Below are 21,383 nucleotides of genomic sequence, written 5' to 3' on the forward strand. Positions count from 1 at the left end.
ATTTATTATTTATTATTTATTATTTATTATCTATTATCTATTATCTATTATCTAATATTTGTTATTCATCCTTAATTTAATATTTTATTCAATGTTTTCAAAGCTAATTATCTTGTATTCATTAATAGCCATTCAAAATTAACTTTCGTTTTCTTCAGGTGATTATTATTGTTTTATGCCACCTTTAGTAATAATATAAAATGAAACTAAAATAGTATGGTTATAATTATTTCATTATAACTAAAAATTATATATCTATATAACGACGCGTGATTTAAATCACAAACTAAAATATGATTATTAATAATAATCATTGTCCTCTTATTAATAATTTAAATGGAAGGTTGTAATGTCTGATATTATTGTAACCCAAAGTAATGAAGAAAAAATGTGGTGGGAAGAAGATGCTGGTTTCTTTGGGAAACTATATAAAGAAGCGGATGATTCAACACAGACTTTTTTTGAAGGAGAAAATAATTTAGTACAAAGAACAAATAAAGAGGTTGACGGAGTTATCAATTTATGTGGTCTTAAATCAGGGCAGTATCTTATCGATTGTCCCTGTGGATATGGAAGGCACAGTGTTGCTCTTAGAGAAAAGGGTATCAATGTTATCGGAATAGATGTTAATGAAGAACACTTATCTATTGCACGTAGGCATGCAGAAGTACAGAATTCAGATGTGATTTTCAAAAAAGATGATATGCGTACATTCAAAGTGGAAAGGCAAGTGGATGCGCTAATAAATATGTTTTATTCTTTTGGATTTTTTTCCGATGAAGAAAATGTTAATGCCGCAAGGAATTTTTATGATGCATTGAAAGAGGGCGGTAAATTCCTTATGCACACCATGATAACAGTTCCTGCATTCGGAGATGGTAGAATTCCGTTGGAAGAAAAAAGAAAATTGCAATCAGGGAGGACTTTAGTTTCAAAACGAAGATTTAATCATATAACAAAAAGAGAAGAGGGGATATGGTCTTTATTAAACGAAAATAATGAAGAGATTTCTTTGAGACCATATGATGTGAGGATTTATACTGATATTGAATTCAAAGAACTTTGTCTTGAAGCTGGATTTTCTAAAGTCGAATTATATGGGGATTGGGATGGTTCTCCATACAATGATAATTCAACTTATTTAATTGTGGTTGCTGAAAAATAGAATGCTGAGTGTCTTTCTTTTAATAAATCTATTTTATAAAAAATGATATATGTAAAATCAGTTACCCTCATTGACAAATTTAAGTTTTTTGCGGCGTTGATGATGTTTTTTTATTATATTTCATCTGAAAAATATTCAGTACGAATATTCAAAATGAAATTTACAAAAAATATTTTCTAATGCGGGTTCTATGGGGGTAACTTTTTTTGTTTGAGTGGTTTTATTCTTGCCTGGTCGCAGAGTGGACGAAAAATATTTGGTCTAGGTAGATTCGGTTAGTTAAGTGCAATTCACTCAATGATGAAAATAGATATTGTCCCAGTCAGTCATAACGAACAGTTCGGTTATAACGTTCGATATAAGTATTCTGCTAGTAGGGCTTTCCCGGCTGAATAAAATTGATGTTCCTTCGTCCACTCCTGAAATTCATGGCTGGTGTATTCCGGGCCAGTGTCACATCGGATTGAAACCTATTTTCCTCCCCATTCAATGAGCGGTTCCAACGTTTGTTTAACACGACTGCTCGGTAATTATTCCATCGACAAAGTTCAGGAACAGGGGTTCCCGCTTCAGCCTGTTTCAAGATGGCTAAGATCTGACTGTCAGTAAAGCGTGTTTTTTGTTTTGCATTCAATTATCAGCAGACAAGCCGCATTAGCGGTACGTCAGTTCAAAATAGATTATTTTTTAGTGTGTGGTTTATATTTGTTTTCTTAAATTTTCATAAAAATAACATGTTGTTAATGGTATGTTTAAATAATGTATATATAATATAATTACACATTTTTCACGATATGTTTTTTACTTTTAAATCAACCGATTGTATAGGTGGTGAATGTTTTCTAAATAAAACATATTGTTGTAAGTTTAGGGTAAATAGATTTTTTATTGCTTATATGAGTAAGTGATAAATATTACCTGTTGTATGCTATTGGTGATAGGAAATAATATGAAAAAGAAACTTTTATTTGAAGTTATTTCAGAGATAGCATCTAAAAATCCTGAAAATATTGCTGTCAATTTTTGTGGTAATACACTGATTTATAGTCAATTAGAACAGCAATCTGACTTATTAGCACATTATTTTTTATCAAAATATCCAATGCATCGCAAAGGGAAGATAGCAATCTATATTGAACCTGGCCTGATATTGCCAGTGGCTTTGTTAGCTATTTTGAAAGCCGGTTTTTCATACGTGCCGATTTCCCATTTTTACCCAGTAGAAAGAATGGCAAAAATTTTAGATGACTCTTCTGCTTTTTTGTTACTTTCTACACGGTCGATTATTAATAAAAGAAGGCTAGACACGTGGTTTCACTCAGTGCTCGCTTTAGAAGATATTGACTTCTCAGCCCCAACAAATACAGGATGTTTACCTACCGTATTTAGCAATGATTTAGCTTATATTTTATATACCTCTGGATCTACAGGGATACCTAAAGGTGTCGCCATAGAGCACCGTAACTTGAGCTATTATTTAGATTGGTTTAATCAGGATCTTTGGCCTCAAACGCAAGCACTATTACCATTAACGTCTTCGCTTAGTTTTGCTGCTGCGGTAGCACAGTTATATGCACCATTATTGCGTGGGGACACCTTGCATATCCTGCCAGCTGATAGCCTGTATGAGCCTGAAGTTTTATTCAACTGGTATCAGCAGTACTCTAATGGGGCGATTTACTGTGTTCCTACCATCTGGGATGAACTACTGAATTATATAATTAATACGGATAATTCAATTACCCTCCCTAAAGTGGTCTTTCTTTCTGGTGAACCTGTTTCTTATGATTTAAAAGAACGTACTTTTCAGCAGCTCCCTGGCGTAAGAATATTTAATCTCTATGGGCCGACAGAAACAACAGCGAATGGAGCATTCACCGAATTAGAAAAAGAAAAACCGGTTACTCTGGGAAAAGCGTTGCGGGGTAGTGAAATTATTATTGTAAATGACGATTTACAATCGGTTCCTGCTGGGCAGAGTGGTGAGATTTGTATCATCGGTGAAGGTGTTGCACGGGGATATGTTAATCTTGAATCTCTGACCAAACAGCGCTTTTTCAATTATACAACAGAGAATGTTTTCAGCAGAGGATATCGTACGGGAGATTTAGGAAAAGTTAATTCTCAGGGTGAGCTCATCTATTTAGGACGCATTGATCGTCAAATGAAGATTAATGGTGTGCGGATTGAACCCGCTGAGATAGAGAGGGTTTTACGTCAATTTCCTGAAATTAATAAAGCACTGGTCTGTTTATTGAGTGAAAAAACAGACCAGCCGTATTTGGTCGCATACCTTGTCAGTCAAGAAAAGCCTATCTCAATCAGCGAAATTAGACTGTTCTTGCGGAAGAGACTACCGGATGTGATGGTTCCATCTCACTATCTCTTTATTGAAACTTTACCTAAATTACCTAACGGCAAGCTGGATATCAATCGATTACCATTACCTTGCCCAGTTCGACCAGAGTTAGGATACCCTTGTGTTAAAGCCGTCAGCAATTTGCAACAAGATCTAATCGATATTTGGCAGGAGGCATTGGGGTTTCGGGAGCTAGGTATCCATGATGATTTTTTTGATTTAGGGGGGAATTCTTTACAAGCCATTCAGGTGAGACAGATAATTAGGCGTAGATTGTCTTGTGATATTAATTATTCTCTATTTTTTAATAATGCAACCCCTTATTTATTATCTTTTATTATTCCTGATTACATCAATGATAAGGTTGCTGATGTTAGTGAAGACGAAATACTAGATGGAGACAATTGCTTATTATCTGATGAACAAAATTATTTTTTGGTGTTAGATCAAATCAGCCCAGATCCCACATCCTATTGTATTAATTTCTATCTAATTATTAATGGAGAGCTAAACAATTCAGCAATAGAATGGAGCCTAAAGCGTATTTTGGAATGTAACTCAGTGCTACGGAGTCGTTTTGATCTTGATGAATTTTCTCGTATTGAAGAAAATTATTCTGTAGAGATGATAAAAATATTGCAACAGGTTTACACCCGTTCTCTGGATTTAATTGATGAAATGGACATTAAACATTTACTGGATTTTGTTGATTTTCCAAAGGTAGATTTAGAACAGACTCTACCTATTTCTTTTAAATTACTTTCTTTGGAAAAACAAAAAAATATATTATTAGTCAGTGTGCATCATGTCGTTTTTGATCATGATTCTATTAATTTGTTTTTTAATCAGTTTATTAATTATATGCGAGCCTATATAGCCGGGGATTTTCATTATAAATTAGGAAATGGAATACAATATCAGCGATATTGTCAATGGCAAAAAAAAATAAAACCCATACGTTATCAGCAAGAGCAGAAATTTTGGGTGAAGACGATGGAAGATTACCTTCTTGCTGGTGCAGATGCATCTGAATTTAGAACGATTGAAGAGGTAAAAGGTGAGAACCACTGGTTTTCCATATCAGTAGAATTAACCTTGGCTCTGACGCAATTTGCAAAAAAACAGAAAACTACCCTTTTTATTTGTATGTTGACCGCATTTAACAAGTTACTTAAATGTACTCTTCGTTATAAAAATAGCGCTATTGGTATTCCGGTGTCTAATCGGATGCTATATGAAGACATCTCACTATTAGGTTGTTTTGTTAACATGGTGACTTATTATGATGTTATAAATCATCACGATAGTTTCAGGACTATGTTGTTACGTTGTCAACAGAAAATGAATACTATCCTGGATAACCAAATGTTTCCTTATAATGAATTAATCAACGAAGTACGCGCTAAAGGATGGAATGAGAAGTTACGTTTCCCTGTTTGTTTTAACTACCTATCGTCAATGCCTGAAAGAATGTATTTAGATAGTTGTGAATACCAAATCGGCTATATTATGAATAAACAAGCCAGATTCGAACTGACACTTTCTGTCAATGAGGGGAAATCTTTTTCGCTCTGTTTTAATTACGCTAAGAATGTATTTAACATAGATGAAATAAAAGAGTTATCTGAAAAATATCACTCTTTATTATCGGAAATGATATTTGATGAGTAATCGATAAATACGCTCAGAAAATGTGTGTTAAATAGTTAATTTATCTATAGGAAAAGCACATGGCATCTGAAAAAATTATTCATTCTAAGGTCTTACTGCAAACCAATAAGACACCCGATTTAATTGCGCTTAGGTGTGATGAAAGTATAATAACGTATCAACAATTAGAACAACGTTCTAATGCATTAGCTGATTATTTAATTAAACATGGCGTAAAACCCGGTAATATTGTTGGTGTTTATATTAATAAAGGAATTGATTTGGTAATCAGTTTGTTAGGAATATTGAAAGCAGGAGGATGTTACTTACCATTAGACCCCTATTATCCTCATGAACGCTTGACATATATGATTAGTCATTCTAAAACAGCATTTATTATTACTGATAATGAACAAATATTAACGTTGCTTCAATGCGACTGTAATTTTATTAATATTAAAACACTCAATTTAACGCTCAATAATCAACTGACACTCCCCAAGGTGAATGATGACCATCTGTGTTATGTCATGTACACATCTGGATCAACAGGAGTTCCTAAAGGTGTGATGGTGAGTCACCGGACTGTTGTTAATTATTTGGAATGGATGCAAAGCGAGTTTATCTTAAAGTATGAGGACGTAGTGCTTAACCAATCTACTTTTAGTTTTGATGTTTCCGTTTGGGAAATCTTCTGGCCATTAATTGCCGGTGCAAGCTGCGCATTAATTACAGAAGAGATTAAATTCGATCCATTTCTAATAGCAAAATTCATTACCCGACACCATGTAACAGTCGCTCAGTTTGTTCCTACAGCATTAAGGACAATTGCCGGCGCTAATGTATTGTCAGGCTGCCCATCGCTAAAACATCTATTTGCCGGTGGAGAAGTGCTTGATCAATCCTTAGTTAATGAGTTAACTGAGCAATTTAAGGGGCAGATTCACAACCTATATGGGCCAACTGAAGCAACAATTTTTGCTTGTCACTGGTATTGCCGGGCGGGAGAGAAAGAAAAAACAGTACCGATTGGTAAAGCCATTCCACATGCTCGTACCTATGTGCTGAATGAATATTTTCAACCCGTTCCCGTTGGTGAGTGTGGCGAACTTTATTTAGCCGGAGATATCCTGGCTAAAGGGTATCTCTACGAAGAGTCACTGACCCAAAAATGTTTTGTTAACGACTCTTTTTCCTGTTATAGCAACCAAAAAATGTATCGTACGGGGGATTTAGTAAAACAACGCCCTGATAATATATTGGAATTTATAGGCAGAATCGATGATCAGATAAAAATGCGAGGATATCGTATTGAACTGAAAGAAATAGAAAGGCATCTTTTGTCCCACCCCTATATCACTCATGCTGTTGTAGTGATTGACGATCCCCCAGAAAATAAAAACTTATCATTATCTGCATATTATGTATTACATCATCAACAATCAGTTAACGTTCAGGATATAAAAAAATATCTATTAAAATTTTTACCTTACTTTATGTTACCTTCTTGTTTTATTGAATTAGATAAAATTCCGGTTCACCCGAATGGAAAAATAGACAAATCAAATTTTAGTTTATATGTGAATGAAAATAATAAGTATTTTGTTGATGAGAATTCAAATACAGGCATTGAGGAAATAATAATTTCAATCTGGAAACCTGTACTGAACAACCGAAATTTTTCGAAGCAGGATAATTTTTTTGATATTGGGGGGAACTCTTTACTTATGTCAAAGGTATATAGGAAAATTAAGAAAAAATTCTCTGTCTCTATTTCAATAATGGATTTATTTCAGTACCCATCAGTACAAATGCTGAGTAGGTATATTTGTGAAAAGCGTGCGGGTATTTTGAGAGAGAAGGAATAATTCATTGTAACTTGATGACGTATAGCGAGATAACAAAATGAAAGATCAAAAAAAATTGCACGAGAAAGATATTGCCATTGTGGGCATGTCAGCTCGTTTTCCTGGTGCTGAAGATGTCACTCTATTTTGGCAGAATTTATTAGATGGTGTTGAAAGTATCAGCACATTCAGTGAAGAAGAATTGCGGGTATCTGGCGTAGAAGAAGAAGTGTTAGCCTCACCAAATTATATACGTCGCCGTGGTATCTTAGGCAATGCCCTGCACTTTGACGCTAATTTTTTTGATATCACACCCCGAGACGCAGAAATTATGGATCCGCAACATCGGGTCTTTCTAGAATGCTGTTGGCATGCGTTTGAAGATGCGGGTTATGTTCCTGATACTTATGCTGGCAAAGTCGGCGTGTTTGGTGGTACGGGTACTGCATGGCATCTGAATACAGTGAATAAACACCCTGATGTGCTGAAATATACCAGCGGCGCTTCAATCGTCACTAATAACGACAAAGACTACGTCACAACGCGGGTTTCGTACAAACTTAACCTGCAAGGGCCGAGTATTAACGTCCAGACGGCTTGTTCGACATCGATGGTCGCTGTGGTGATGGGCATCAATAGTTTACTGAATAGAGAAAGTGATCTGGTGATTGCAGGGGGCGTTTCCATCGATATACCCGAGCGCAGGGGTTACCCCTATATGCAGGGCGGTATGGAATCGGCTGATGGCCGCTGTTATGCATTTGACTCTCGGGCGAATGGCACTGTATTTAGCCGGGGTGCCGGGGTCGTTGTGTTGAAACGACTAAAAGATGCAGTAAATGATGGTGATCATATTTATGCAGTGCTGAAAGGCGGCGCAATTAATAACGACGGAAATACGAAAGTCGGCTATACCGCACCCAGTATCCAAGGGCAGATCGCAGTGGCTAAACAAGCGATTATTAACGCGCAGATAGAACCGGTAACCATCAGTTTTGTGGAAGCTCATGGCACGGCAACGACATTGGGAGACCCAATAGAATTTACTTCATTGAGCCAAACTTTTCGGGAATTCACAGATAAAACTCAGTTTTGTCGTATGGGGTCAGTTAAGACCAATATTGGCCACACTGATGCCGCTTCTGGCATAGCCAGTTTGATTAAGGCTTCTCTTGCTCTGGAAAATGGGAAGTTACCCGCTTCATTACATTATATGTCACCGAATCCCCACATTGACTTCGAGACTAGCCCGTTTGTGATGAATACTAAGCTGCATATACTGGAAGCATCTGATATACCTCATCGTGCTTTAGTGAATTCATTCGGTGTGGGGGGAACGAATGCCTGTGTTATTCTTGAAAGCGCACCTGACACAATTCCTAGTGATCCGTATGAAGGCCTGATAATGCTGCCTTTCTCTGCCAAAAGTGCCGCTGCACTGGAAATGATGAAGCAGCGTATGTGTGATTATCTGAAAAATCACGAAGAGATTAATTTATCTGATGTCGCTTATACCTTACAAATTGGCCGTAAACACTTTTCTCACAGCACAGTACTGATAGGAAATAATCGTGATAAATTATTGGAGAAACTTGAACAACCCTCCCCGATAATTCACTTACCAGAAAAATCGTCTAAGTCCGTAGTATTTATGTTCCCGGGACAAGGTAATCAATATATCAATATGGCCCATGATCTTTATATTACCTACAGTGTGTTTAGGGAAATCATGGATTATTGTTGTCAATATCTGGAGCCAATTCTTGGGTTGAATCTACAATCTATTATTTTCCAGAAAGAAAACAGTTCTGAAAAAGAACGTATCAATGAAACTCAATTTACGCAACCTGCATTGTTCGTTGTGGAATATAGTCTGGCGCAATTATGGGTCTCTTGGGGCATCAAACCAGATGTAATGATTGGTCACAGTGTCGGAGAATATGTTGCTGCCTGTATTTCTGGCGTGTTCTCACTGGAAGATGCCTTAAAGGCAGTAGCATTAAGGGGAAAACTTGTACAAGGGTTACCGACAGGCAGTATGCTGGCAGTACTGATGGATGAGAAGGCTCTGAGTACCGAAATACAAGGCTACAAATTGGAAATTGCCGCTGTCAATTATCCCGGCCTGTGTGTCGTGGCAGGAGAGACAGACGAAACCGTACGTTTCCAGAAGCAGTTGGAAGATAACAATATATTTTGCAAACCATTGGATACTTCACATGGCTTCCATTCTTATATGATGGAACCCATACTCCCTGCGTTCAAAGAAATCATTGATAATATTGATTTACATTCACCACGCATTCCATTTATTTCGACGGTAACTGGCGAATGGATGACGGATTCATTAGCTAAAGACAGTAACTACTGGGTCAGACATGTACGTAATCCTGTATTGTTCTCCCATGCGTTCAACACATTGATAACCAAAGACGATCCGGATTTTATTTTTCTTGAAGTCGGCCCTGGTCGTTCTCTGGAATCAGCGGCCAGGCAACATATCAAAGCACAGAGTGGCGTTTTCATTTATTCTTCGCTACCCATTGCAAAAGATATTGCGATGACTGGGGAGTCCTTGCTCATGGCATTAGGGAATTTGTGGGCTTGTGGTATTACCGTTGCTTGGGAGGGTTTTTACACCGGAAAACGCCGTTTACGTCTGCCTCTGCCGGGTTATCCTTTTGAACGCAAGGAATTCAAATTACCTGACATTAACCATAACCAGAATGGTGCTGGCACATACGATACCCAGTCAGTTAATACCCGTAAACGTAAGAAAGCCGATATTGGTGATTGGTTCTATATCCCAAGGTGGAAGCAAACTATTCCTGCCAAATTTATGGAAAGTAAATTTATTAATCCTGAGACGGAATGCTGGTTACTGTTTGTCGACGAAATGGGGGTTGCTGAACATATTCAACGGCAATTAACAAATTCGGGGCATAAGGTGCTGACTGTTTGTCAGGGGCATCAATACCAAGAAAACCACGACTCAGGAAGCTATGTTATTTCACCAGAAGCTCATGGGAATTATATTCTTCTTTTACAAAGCATTAAGGCGCAAGGTTTACGGCCAACCCGTATTGTTAATCTATGGAACCTATCACCAGAGATAGTAGAACCCCAGTTTCTGGATTATTATGATTCATTATATATAAATACCTTTTACAGCCCGCTTTACCTACAGCAAGCATTAATCAGTGAAAATTTGTTGGAAAATTTACATTTACTGTTTGTAACAAACAATATTTTGAGTATTACTGATGAAAAACTCTATTCACCGGAAAAAGCCTTGCTTATTGGGCCTGCAAGGGTGTTTTATCATGAATATCCTGAAGTGCAGTGTCATCTGGTGGATATAGAGGTATTTAGCGATATATCGACAGAGAATATTGCCCAATACCTGATTGCAGAAAGTCACATCTTAACTCATGGTAGTCTTGTGGCTTACCGAGGTTGTCATCGCTGGGAAGAGGATTATCAGGCAATCCACTTAACGCAACATAATGCCGATCAGATAATCACACTGAAAGATGATGGCGTGTATCTTATTACAGGAGGTTTAGGGGGATTGGGGGCATTAGTGGCGGGTTATTTGTCTGAAATTAGCAATGCGACATTGATCCTGACTTATTTAACGAGTTTACCAGCCAGAAATGAATGGCAACCCTGGCTGCAATCGCACCCGGTTGACGATCCAACCAGTAAGAAGATTGCTGCGATCTTGTCTTTGGAAGATAACGGTAATCAAGTGCATCTTGCTCAGGTTGATATTTGTGATTACAGCGGTATGTGCGATCTGTTGTCACAATTTTCACAAATTGATGGTGTATTTCATACAGCGGGTATTGCTGGTGGCGGAATTATCCCACTGAAAGATAAGGCAGATTGTGCCCGCGTGTTGAACCCTAAGGTGGCTGGCAGTTTAATCTTGCATGAGCTTCTGAAAGATAAACAGCCTGATTTCTTTATTATGTTTTCCTCTATTACTTCCATTGCTGGTGATGCTGGCCGTATCGATTATTGTTCTGGAAATGCATTTATGGATGCCTTTGCTCACTATCGTAACCAGTATCATAAAGGTCGTACCGTTTCCATTAATTGGGGGAGATGGGGAGATGTGGGAATGGCAGTGAATTGGAGCAATCAGAAAAAAGACCGTAAAGATACAATACAAGAAAAAGTCAACAGCGATCTATTGGTATTAGTGAAACGTGAAGGGTTGCAAGAAATCTACAGGGTTAATCTTACCGTAGAAGATTGGGTGATTAACGAACATCGATTAATACAGCAGCCTACATTGGTGGGAACAACTGTCCTGTCCTTACTGCACGATTGGATAACCCACTGCAAATCGGGCGAAAGTTTGCAGGTAAAAAGCCTGTTTTTGACACAGCCACTTATTTACTACAATGGTTGGCCACGATTAGTGAACCTCTTTGTTATATTTGAAAATAATAGCTATAAATTCAGCCTGAAAAGCCGGGGTGTATTAGATAAACAGTGGCAAGAACATGCATTGGGCGTGATCGGTTTAAGTGACAATGTTTCTGATCAGGCAGCAGAGTCATTGGATACTATACGCACTCGCTGTACAACCAAAATTCCATTCCATCCATTAAAAGCCTATTTAGATACGGTTGGACTCCTTTCTTTAAGTCATCGTTGGAATAACCATCAGGAAATGTTTCAGGGAGATAATAATGAATGGTTAATACACATAGTGCTGGATCCTGCATATTCGGGTGATTTTACACGTTATCAATATCACCCGGCTATCATCGATGCCGCATCGATTCGCGGTATAATCAACGTCACCAAAGATGAGTTTCTGCCTATCAGTTACGGCAACGTAACCTACTACTCCTCATTAAGCCCGGATTGCTATGCGCATGTTAAATTGAAAGGGGCTTATCAACCTCAAGATCCCTCTATTGTCATGGATGTTATTTTCTTCTCAACAGAGGGTAGCCCGTTGTTGAAGTTGGAAAAGTATACGCTTATCAAACTATCTCCAGATAATTTGTCGGCAGAGTCTGGTTATGTGTTGACCAATAAGGAAGATACTTTACCCGTAAAAGTTAACCTAGCAGATAAAGATATCCTGTTTTATGAAGGAATTGATGCGTTAAAACGCCAGTTTTTACATCTGGAATTTGGCCAGTTGGTTGTGGTAACCAGTGATATTCATCAGCTGATTGATGAGTCAGTCCCAGAGCATAACGATAATATTGTTGAAACGCTAAGTGAGACAGAAAGGAATATACATACTAGGCCTGCGTTATCAGTGGAGTGTGTGGAGCCGGAAAATGATATTGAAAGAGAAATTGTTAAGATTTGGCAATTGACTCTCGGTATTTATGGAATCGGTGTAGATGATAATTTCACTGAGCTTGGCGGTAATTCTCTGTTAGCGGTACAAATTATATCGGCAGTGTCTAATGTCTTCGAAATCGATATTCGTGTTGATCTTTTCTATCAAGATCAAACTGTAAGAGGTTTATCAGAACTGATAATTTCTGAATTGGAAGAGTTATTACGGGATAAATAAATCGGTTCAGGCTACCACCAGTGTACATCTAATGGAAAAGTAAATCTGGTACAGACATTTAATCAGACAGGGGCGGATAGGAGTATGGCTAATATCAAGCACACCGAACTAAAGTCATTGAAATTAGATGAATTAAAAAGATTGGTCAGACAGAAAAAGATAAAAGATAATTCAATTCCAAAGGAAACCATTAAGAAAAATACTGATCTGGACAGAAAATATTTTCCTGTGACCAGTGCACAAAAAAATATTTGGATGCTTAACCAATATCTTGATGATAAAAAAGTTTATAGCCTTCCGTTAGCCATTACATGTCAACTTAAATATGAGGTAGATCTACTGTTAGTTAAGCAGGCACTCACGTATTTAGCTCAAAAGCATGATATTTTGCGTACAACTTTCCACCTGACAGGAAAGGAACTATGTCAATATGTCTCTGATGATGCTGTATTTGATTTTCGTTATGATGACATTACCTATTTGCCGGAAAGAGATAAAAAACGACAAGTAGAAGCAATGGCTAAAGCAGAAGGAAATAGGTGCTTTGATTTAGCCGGTGGCCCTTTAGCCTATTTGTATATTGTTAGAACTAATAGTCATGAATACGTATTTTTACTGAGCTTCCACCATATTATTGCTGATGGTTGGACAGTTGGTCTGTTTTTAAAAGAGTTTATAGAAACGTATTTAAGTCTGCTTAGCGGAGAAATAACACTGAAGGCAGAAGAAAATCTACAGTTCTCAGATTATGCTCTGGCTGAAGATCAATGGCATGCTGAAGGAAAATATCAACAAGGGCTGGAATACTGGGGTAAAAAGCTGGGTAATGTGCAAGGCATACTGGATATTGCAACTGATCGACCTCGTCCCTCCAAAATGAATACGGCGGGGAGAATAATGAGTCTGTTTTTTGATGGTGACTTTTGCCAACGTTTGCAAACTTGTGCAGTACAGTATAACGCAACTCAGTTCCACGTTATTCTGGCCGCTTATGAGGTTTTGCTGCACAAATATAGCGGGCAACAGGAAATCAGTATTGGTATTCCTTTCGCTAATCGTAATCAATCTGTCACACAAAACATAATGGGGTTGTTCATGAATACCTTACCATTGTGTTTCAGAGTATCTCCAGAAATCACCTTGTCTACTTTAGTTCAAATAACCGCTAAAGAGTGTGACCAGTCGATGGTTTATCAGGATATTCCATTCAACCACATTTTGGATAAAATTGCTTACGTACGTAATCCTCAAGTTAATCCGATATTTCAGGCAACCCTAACCTATCAGATATTTCCGCATTACCAAGCAACCTCTTTATTTAAATACCAACCACTGAAAATTGATTACGGCGTGGCAAAGCTAGATTTAAACCTATGGGTAGAAAAAGAACGCGACGGTTTGTTGTTTACCATGAACTATAGTACGGCGCTGTTCAACGGTGACACTATCCAACGTATGCTGGCAGATTTACGCACTATCCTTGACGCTTTTATAGGACAACCCAAGTTGGCAGTACGAGAGTTGTCGCTATTAAGCCACACGGAACGCACAAGTATATTGGCTGGTTGTCACCCTACACCTGATATTTCACCCGCCGCGGTACACCAACAGTTTGAGCAGCAAGCATGCTTAATTCCCAATGCAATAGCGGTGCGTTGTGCCGGCCGTACACTCAGCTATAAACAACTCAATCAGCAAGCGAACCGTTTGGCTCATTATTTATTGGAGAAGGGTTTATCTTGTGGAGAACGCGTAGCGTTATTAATGGCACAAAGTGAAGATTGTGTCGTGGCTTTGTTGGCGGTGTTGAAAGCGGGAGGATGTTATGTGCCTGTTGATATTAATCTTCCACAGCAGCAGATCGATTTTATCCTGACTAATGCTTCTGTACGTTATATTTTGGTTGAAAGTGAAGAACGGGTTACAAACGTACCGTGTATCAACGTTAATCAAAAATTTAATGGCATGCCAGAAAGTAATCCACAGCGACAGCAACCACCGGAGGATACTCCAGCCTATATTATTTATACCTCAGGCAGTAGCAGTAAGCCGAAAGGTGTCCAAGTTAACCATTCCCATTTAAGTCACTACTGTCAGGCAATCACTCCTGTTCTTGATCAACAGCCAGGAGCCCGATATGGCATGTTTTCATCCTTTACTACCGATTTGGCACATACGATGTTGTTTCCTGCACTGGTTAACCAAGGGCAATTAGAGATTATTCATTCACAACATCTCAGTAATCCACAGGAACTGTTTGATTATTTAGCAGCGTCACCATTGGACTGTATGAAAATTACACCAACACATTTGGCCGCATTATTGGGAACACCTGAAGCGAGCAAACTGATACCGAAAAATTTGCTGATATTGGGCGGGGAAAAAGTACCCGTGTCGTTGATTCAACATATTCGTGAATTCAATGCGAATTGCCGCATCGTCAATCATTATGGTCCAACTGAATGCACAGTTGGAGTGACGACATATAACGTACCCGCTGAACTTGATAGATTAGAAAGTGACTATCTTCCTATTGGTGTGCCATTGACGGATAGCCATGTCCTTGTGTTAGATACCAGTCAAAAACTTGTACCCGCTAAAGTACCTGGTGAAATTTATATTGGCGGTGCGCATTTGGCGGCCGGGTATATTGATCGTACAGAAAAAAATAGCGATTGCTTTATCCCACATCCTTATCTTGCTGGTGAGCGCCTCTATCGTAGCGGTGACAAAGGGCGTTTGTTGCCGGACGGAAACATTGAATTTTTGGGACGCATCGACCGCCAAGTCAAAGTTCGTGGGTATCGTGTTGAATTAACAGCTATTGAAGATGTGTTACGGCAGTGTCCTGAGGTGACTAATGCCGCCGTAATCCAATGTCAGTCGCCTACAGGAGCAACATCGCTGGTGGCTTATCTGTGCGGAGTAGGGGAAAGATATCAAGCTACCGTGCAATCTGAGTTACAAAAAAAACTACCCCATTATATGCAACCAGAACAGTGGATCTGGTTGGAATCTCTGCCGCTTACTTTTAGTGGAAAAATCAATTATACCGCATTACCACGCCTGAGACCCGATACTCACCAGTGTACACAAGAGCCAAAAAGTAAAACAGAACATCGACTCCATGATATTTATTGTGCAGTCCTCGAATGTAACAAGGTTGATACCCAGAAAAGTTTTTTCAGCCTTGGGGGGAATTCTATTAATGCATTACAACTGATTATTGAAGTAAATCACCAATTTGGTTCTTCTTTATCCCTAGGGCAACTATTTGAAAACAGCAGTATTAGCCAACTGGCAGCTTTATTAGAACAGACGGCTACCTCGATGGCTTCGCCATTAGTGATGTTTAATTATGGTCTTCCAGACAATAAACCAACCTTGCTGATGATCCACCCGGCAGGGGGTAATATTTTGTGTTATCACCCGTTAGTGCGGGAAATGGGGGTTGATTATCCGGCATATGGTCTACAGGTAGCAAACTTTAGTCAGGATGCCCCTTATAACCATGATATCAAATCACTGGCCGAATTTTATCTGACTCAATCTGGAAGTCTTATCCAGCGAACAAGATTGGTATTAGGGGGATGGTCGCTTGGAGCAACGATCGCTTTTGAAATGGCTCAGCAGTTAGTTCAGAAAACAGGGGTAGCGCCTACGGTGCTGGTACTGGATCAACCCGCACCTCAAGTAAACATTGATAATTCAGTACAAATGAATAAAGACGAGAGATTAGTGCGTTTTGTACGTAAGGTGGAGCTGTTTCTCGGTACGTCACTTAATATCTCCTGTTCAGTGTTAGCGGAAATGTCAGAGGTACAAAGATCAGAACTATTCCTGACAGAATTCAAACGGGTTCATTTAGTGCCAGATAATATCAGCAACAGGGAATTCCAGTATTTCTTAGTCATTCTGCGTGCACATATTCATGCTACAGATCAATATCAAGGGAAAATCTACCCTGGAAAAATTTTGGTAGTAGAAGCAGAAGAAACTCTACCCGGACGCATAAAGCTGGATGAGTCAGGATTAGGCTGGCAACCATTGTCTTATGATCGTTTAAAAATCATCAATGCGATGGGCAATCATGTTTCCATGATGCAAGAGCCCTATATCACTCATATTGCTAACCAGCTTCGGGAAGTTCTTCCATGAGGAGTGAGGTTATAACAATGGGGTCAGAACGATCTCAACTGACTCGCCGTCAATGGTGTGCTATTGCTGGTGGGTTAATGGGTGGTTTTATGGCTATTTTGGATATTCAGATCACCAATTCATCAATGAACGTGATTCAAGGTGCATTATCCGCGAGTCTGGATGAAAGCTCATGGTTGATGACTTCATATTTTACATCTGAGATCGTTGCTATCCCACTATGTGGTTGGCTTTGTCAGGCACTGGGAACCGGGCGCTATGCTCTGTGGTGCATTAGCGGATTTTTAGGAGCATCACTGCTTTGTTCCTCCGCTTGGAGCCTCAATTCAATGATTGTTTTTCGTTCATTACAAGGATTTTGCGGTGGGGCATTAATTCCCATTTCATTCCGTCTGATTATTGAATTTTTTCCACCGGAAAAGCGCCCGTTAGGTATGTCATTATTCAGTATCATCAGCACCTTTGCTCCTGCGGTTGGGCCTGCATTAGGGGGGTGGTTGACCGAAAATTTATCCTGGCACGCGATATTTTATATCAACGCAATCCCTGCGTTATTATCATGGGTATTAATTAACTATTCTCTAAAACATCAATCAATTAACTGGAATATTATTCGATTTGGTGATTTTGTTGGTATTATTTCTATCATGTTGTGTTTAGGGACATTAATCGTCATTTTGGAAAAAGGGAGTGCGGAAAATTGGCTTGAATCTGACATGATTTGTGTATTAGCCGTGATTTCTACCATTAGTTTCATTATATTTCTGTATGATCAATTGACTTATCGTTACCCACTAATAAATATTAAATTATTTAAGGATTACTATTTTTCATTTTCTCTCATCATTTTTGCCCTGTTTGGATTGGCAATTTATGGTACGTTATTTCTAGTGCCGTATTATCTGACAATGACACAGAGTTATAATGCCTCAGAAATTGGTAGGGTAGTGATTTGGATGGGATTGCCACAATTAATTATTCTTCCGTTTATTCCTTTTTTGGTGCAACGATTCAATCTAAAGTATTTGATCTGCATTGGCTTTGCCGGATTGGCGCTGAGTGCTTTTATGGATTGTAGTATGGATGGAAACTTTGCTGGATCACAGATGAGTGGGTCTATGCTGATACGTGCTCTGGGACAACCGTTTATCATGGTTCCACTTTCTTTGTTAGCGACCCGCCATGTACAGCAAAAGGACAGTGCTTCCTCTGCCGTCTTAATAAATGTCTTTCGTAGTTTGGGTGGATCATGTGGTACTGCTATATTGACCACATTTTTCATTTCGCGTATTAACATCCATATTGATAATATTAAAACATCGCTACTATCTAGTAGCAGTGCATTTATTAATTATCTTAACAATGTCAAAAGTCTGCTGATTCAGCATGGTTTGGTAACTGATACTCAGAGTGTGAAACATACAGCTATCACTATCTTGGGTCAGCGGATAGCGAGGCAAGCTGAAATTATGGCTTTCAACGATCTGTTTTTAATCATGGGAGGAATAATGTTGGTCACAACTTTGTTGGTATTGTTTTCTACCCATGATTTTTACTTATATTTAACTAGGACGAAATCATAATGAATCAACAAAAACCAATGACTATTTGGCATTACTTATTATCACGTGATGCGCTAATGACTATTATTATTCCCATTGTACTTTACAACATCATATTTTGGATAATGGGTACAGGTATTGCTGTGTTGATGGTTGCGCTTTATTCGGGGGGAGTGCAGTTATTTAGCAGACGGAGAGGATCTTTAGCTATTATCGCCCTAATTATGGTCTCAGGGGTGAGTCACTACCTTTACCTTCATGGATATGCTTTGTTTAACATTAGTAAAGAAAATGTCTTTTTATCTATCAGTGGTGCTCTTTCTGTCGTGGTGGTATTCAGCTTTTATTCCTTCATGGGGCAACCCGTTGTACAAACAATGGCTGAACAAGCTATGCCGAGACTGAAGGATATTCCTGCTTATGGTACAGCGTTGTATGCCAGAGTTTGGCATGAAGTTTCCATAGTCTGGATTTTGGTTTTTTTATTGAAAGCCTTTGGCGTCTATATGCTTTCACGTCAAAATAGCGTGCCTATTGATGCAATTATTTTTATTGGTGGCTGGCCATTAACATTGCTGATGGTAATGTTTAGTTTCCGTTGGCCAAAATATCGTTGGAAATCCAATGCCCATAATAAAGAGTAAACGATATCTTATTCATCCAGAATACCTGATTAATATAATCGACATTTAGCTTATTGGAAATAATTATGATGAAATACATTAGAGTAATTATCATTATTTTTTTATCGTTGCTAGTTTTTTATTTATATTGGTATTTTTATTGGCGTTATTTTCAGACAACAAATAATGCTTATGTACAGACAAATATTACACATATTAATGCTCGTGTAAGTTCCGTAGTATTGGAATCCAATATTCAGGATAACCATAAAGTAAAAAAAGGCGACTTTTTGGTACAACTGGATGAGCGTGAATTTATGCTCAATAAACAAAAAACGGCGGCGGCATTGGAACAGAATGAAAATGCCTTAATTAATGCACAAGCAAGCTACCAAATGCAGAAGAATGTGATTGAAGAACATCGTAGTAGTTTGATTTCGGCTAAAGCAAGTCTGAAATATGCACGCCAACAATTAGATCGTTATCAGCTCCTAAAAGAAAAACGTTATGTCTCTCAAAGTAATGTGGATAATGTCATCTCGAACTACAAAATTGCTGAGTCTAGATATGGTGAAGCACAGGCAAAATTAAAAACACAAATTAGCAAACTTGTTGTGCAAGACAGCCAGCTCAAACAAGCCAAAGCCAATGTACAACAGGCGATGGCTTCGCTAAACCAAGCAGAACTTATGTTGAGTTATACACGAATAGCTGCACCCAATGATGGAGTGATCAGTAACCGTAGTGTACAAGTTGGTACGATGGTACAAGCTGGACAAGGCATTGCCAGCATTGTATCGAATCAAACGTCATGGATACAAGCCAACTTTAAGGAAACGCAAATTTCACGTATGCATAAAGGCCAGCCAGTAAAAGTTTCTATTGATGCTTACCCGGATAAAATTTTCCACGCAAAAATAGACAGTATTTCACCTGCGACAGGGGCTATTTTTGCCTTACTTCCCCCAAATAACGCGACAGGAAATTTTACAAAGGTAGTTCAGCGATTATCGGTAAAGATTGTGTTTGACCAGTCAGAAGAAATTGATAGTGGGTTATCTGCTACGGTAACGGTGGATACCCGTTAATGTCGGCGGTTCCGGCTGACATTCTCCTTAGCGGCGTTTCGGTGTTGCCCTGCTTAAAGTGGGCGACGATGCCTGTGATGCTTCGCTGCTCCATACCCTCCTGTGGGTTTACCAGCTTCTTTGGGCAAACAAAAAAAAGCGGTGCCACTGACACCGCTACAATCTGTACAGAACTTATTATTTCTTGTCTGCTGCGATACGATCACGAACGTGTTGAGCACGCTCCTGTGAAGGCGGATGTGAATCAAACATGCTGGCTTTACCACTGCCCAGTTTAGCCAGTTTCTCGAAGCTGGTTACTAAACCTCCAGTGTTGATACTGCGTTTTTTCAGCAGATCATAAGAGAAGTCATCAGCCTGACTTTCCTGATGCTGTGAGAACTGCGAGTTGATCAGTTTTTCACCCAGTGCTGCAAATTGAGAATCGCTCAGCTGTGCTGCTACACCACCGGCTGATGTAGCTGCGGTACGTGCAGCAACTGTCGCATAAGCAATCTGCATTGCTTTACGGGAGTGACCCAGTGCAACGTGACCCATTTCATGACCCAGAACGCCTTCGACTTCATTGTCGTTCATCATGTTCATCAGGCCGCTGTATACACGCACACAACCGTTAGCCATTGCCCATGCGTTCACATCATCAGTCAGATAAACTTTATAGTTAACCGGTGTACCGTTAACTTCGCTACCTAATGCTTTGGCGATTTTGTTCAGACGTTTAGTGTATTGGCTGGATGCCGGTGCAGTTTTGTTCTGTGCATCCATATCCTTACATGCTTGGTCAGATAACTGTTTGACATCAGAATCACTTAGCGTCGCTGCCTGGAATAATTGCATTCCGGAGTTAGCCAGCATTCCTTGATCAATATTCTTACAACCTGTCAGAATTACAGCAGAAACTGCTACTGCAACAAGAGTTTTAATTTTCATAATGTTGTTTTTCCCTTTGCCATACAAGCAACTTTTTTATTTTAAAAGCATTAAAAGACCGTGGATTCTGCTAAAAATAATAATAGAAATAAACCTAATATTTATGATTATGTGAATTTGATAACATTTTAAACAAAATAATCATATCATTTACCATTCATAGGGAGACATCAGGGCGGGATTTTACTTTGCTTAAAAATTAATTTTTAGGAGCTTGTACGTAAAATATGATGTAATTTCTTGGATAAGATGGTGAAAATTTTACGTAGAGATACGTTTTTTGGCTATAAAAGAATCGATTTTAAAGTGGAATCCCGCCCTGTCTTATGACCTTTTCCCCTACAAACGGGTCATCACGCCTTGAATATACAGCTATATCCGTCGTCATTGAAGATGCTTGATTTTTCATTTGTATCAGATCATGATCGCGCTCATGAAAATTAATCTGAC

9 protein-coding genes and 2 pseudogenes are annotated in these 21,383 nt (G+C 38.7%); 8 read left to right on the forward strand and 3 right to left on the reverse strand.

The features are described from left to right. The first annotated feature begins 349 nt into the window (after positions 1-349). Entirely contained in the window at positions 350-1,165 is an 816-nt protein-coding gene (locus NXS07_RS06685; protein ID WP_038204041.1) for an SAM-dependent methyltransferase, read from the forward strand. Positions 1,166-1,490: 325 nt separating this feature from the next. Here NXS07_RS06685 and NXS07_RS06690 read toward each other — a convergent pair. Further along, positions 1,491-1,695, reverse strand: a pseudogene (locus NXS07_RS06690) (IS3 family transposase); the annotation flags it as partial. Between the two features lie 4 nt (positions 1,696-1,699). Further along, a pseudogene (locus NXS07_RS21805) lies at positions 1,700-1,799 on the reverse strand (transposase); the annotation flags it as partial. 315 nt (positions 1,800-2,114) lie between these two features. On the opposite strand from NXS07_RS21805, the gene NXS07_RS06695 reads away from it, so the two are divergent. The 7 genes from NXS07_RS06695 (at position 2,115) to NXS07_RS06725 (ending at position 20,003) form a co-directional block, all read left to right on the forward strand. Beyond that, on the forward strand, positions 2,115-5,195 hold the full coding sequence (locus NXS07_RS06695; protein WP_258086418.1) for a non-ribosomal peptide synthetase: 3,081 nt from the start codon (positions 2,115-2,117) through the stop codon (positions 5,193-5,195). Positions 5,196-5,254: 59 nt separating this feature from the next. Then, positions 5,255-7,042, forward strand: coding sequence for a non-ribosomal peptide synthetase (locus NXS07_RS06700; protein ID WP_258086419.1), 1,788 nt, complete (start codon positions 5,255-5,257; stop codon positions 7,040-7,042). Positions 7,043-7,079: 37 nt separating this feature from the next. Then, a complete protein-coding gene (locus tag NXS07_RS06705) occupies positions 7,080-12,572 on the forward strand; it encodes a type I polyketide synthase (RefSeq protein ID WP_258086420.1) in 5,493 nt (1,830 codons plus the stop codon). Between the two features lie 84 nt (positions 12,573-12,656). Further along, positions 12,657-16,730 carry a non-ribosomal peptide synthetase gene (locus tag NXS07_RS06710; RefSeq protein ID WP_258086421.1) on the forward strand — a complete coding sequence of 1,358 codons (4,074 nt, stop codon included), beginning with the start codon at positions 12,657-12,659 and terminating at the stop codon, positions 16,728-16,730. A gap of 77 nt (positions 16,731-16,807) precedes the next feature. Continuing rightward, positions 16,808-18,313, forward strand: coding sequence for a DHA2 family efflux MFS transporter permease subunit (locus tag NXS07_RS06715; protein ID WP_258086422.1), 1,506 nt, complete (start codon positions 16,808-16,810; stop codon positions 18,311-18,313). After that, positions 18,313-18,936 (forward strand): hypothetical protein, encoded by a 624-nt coding sequence (locus NXS07_RS06720; protein ID WP_258086423.1) that lies wholly within the window; start codon positions 18,313-18,315, stop codon positions 18,934-18,936. Before NXS07_RS06715 ends, NXS07_RS06720 begins: the two co-directional genes overlap by 1 nt. Before the next feature lie 65 nt (positions 18,937-19,001). Beyond that, positions 19,002-20,003, forward strand: coding sequence for an HlyD family secretion protein (locus NXS07_RS06725; protein ID WP_258086424.1), 1,002 nt, complete (start codon positions 19,002-19,004; stop codon positions 20,001-20,003). A gap of 177 nt (positions 20,004-20,180) precedes the next feature. Here NXS07_RS06725 and loiP read toward each other — a convergent pair whose 3' ends face one another. Beyond that, a complete protein-coding gene (gene loiP, locus NXS07_RS06730; protein ID WP_038204063.1) occupies positions 20,181-20,933 on the reverse strand; it encodes a metalloprotease LoiP in 753 nt (250 codons plus the stop codon). Positions 20,934-21,383 lie beyond the last annotated feature (450 nt).

The sequence above is a fragment of the Xenorhabdus bovienii genome, from assembly GCF_024721015.1.
Taxonomy (GTDB): Bacteria; Pseudomonadota; Gammaproteobacteria; order Enterobacterales; family Enterobacteriaceae; genus Xenorhabdus; species Xenorhabdus bovienii.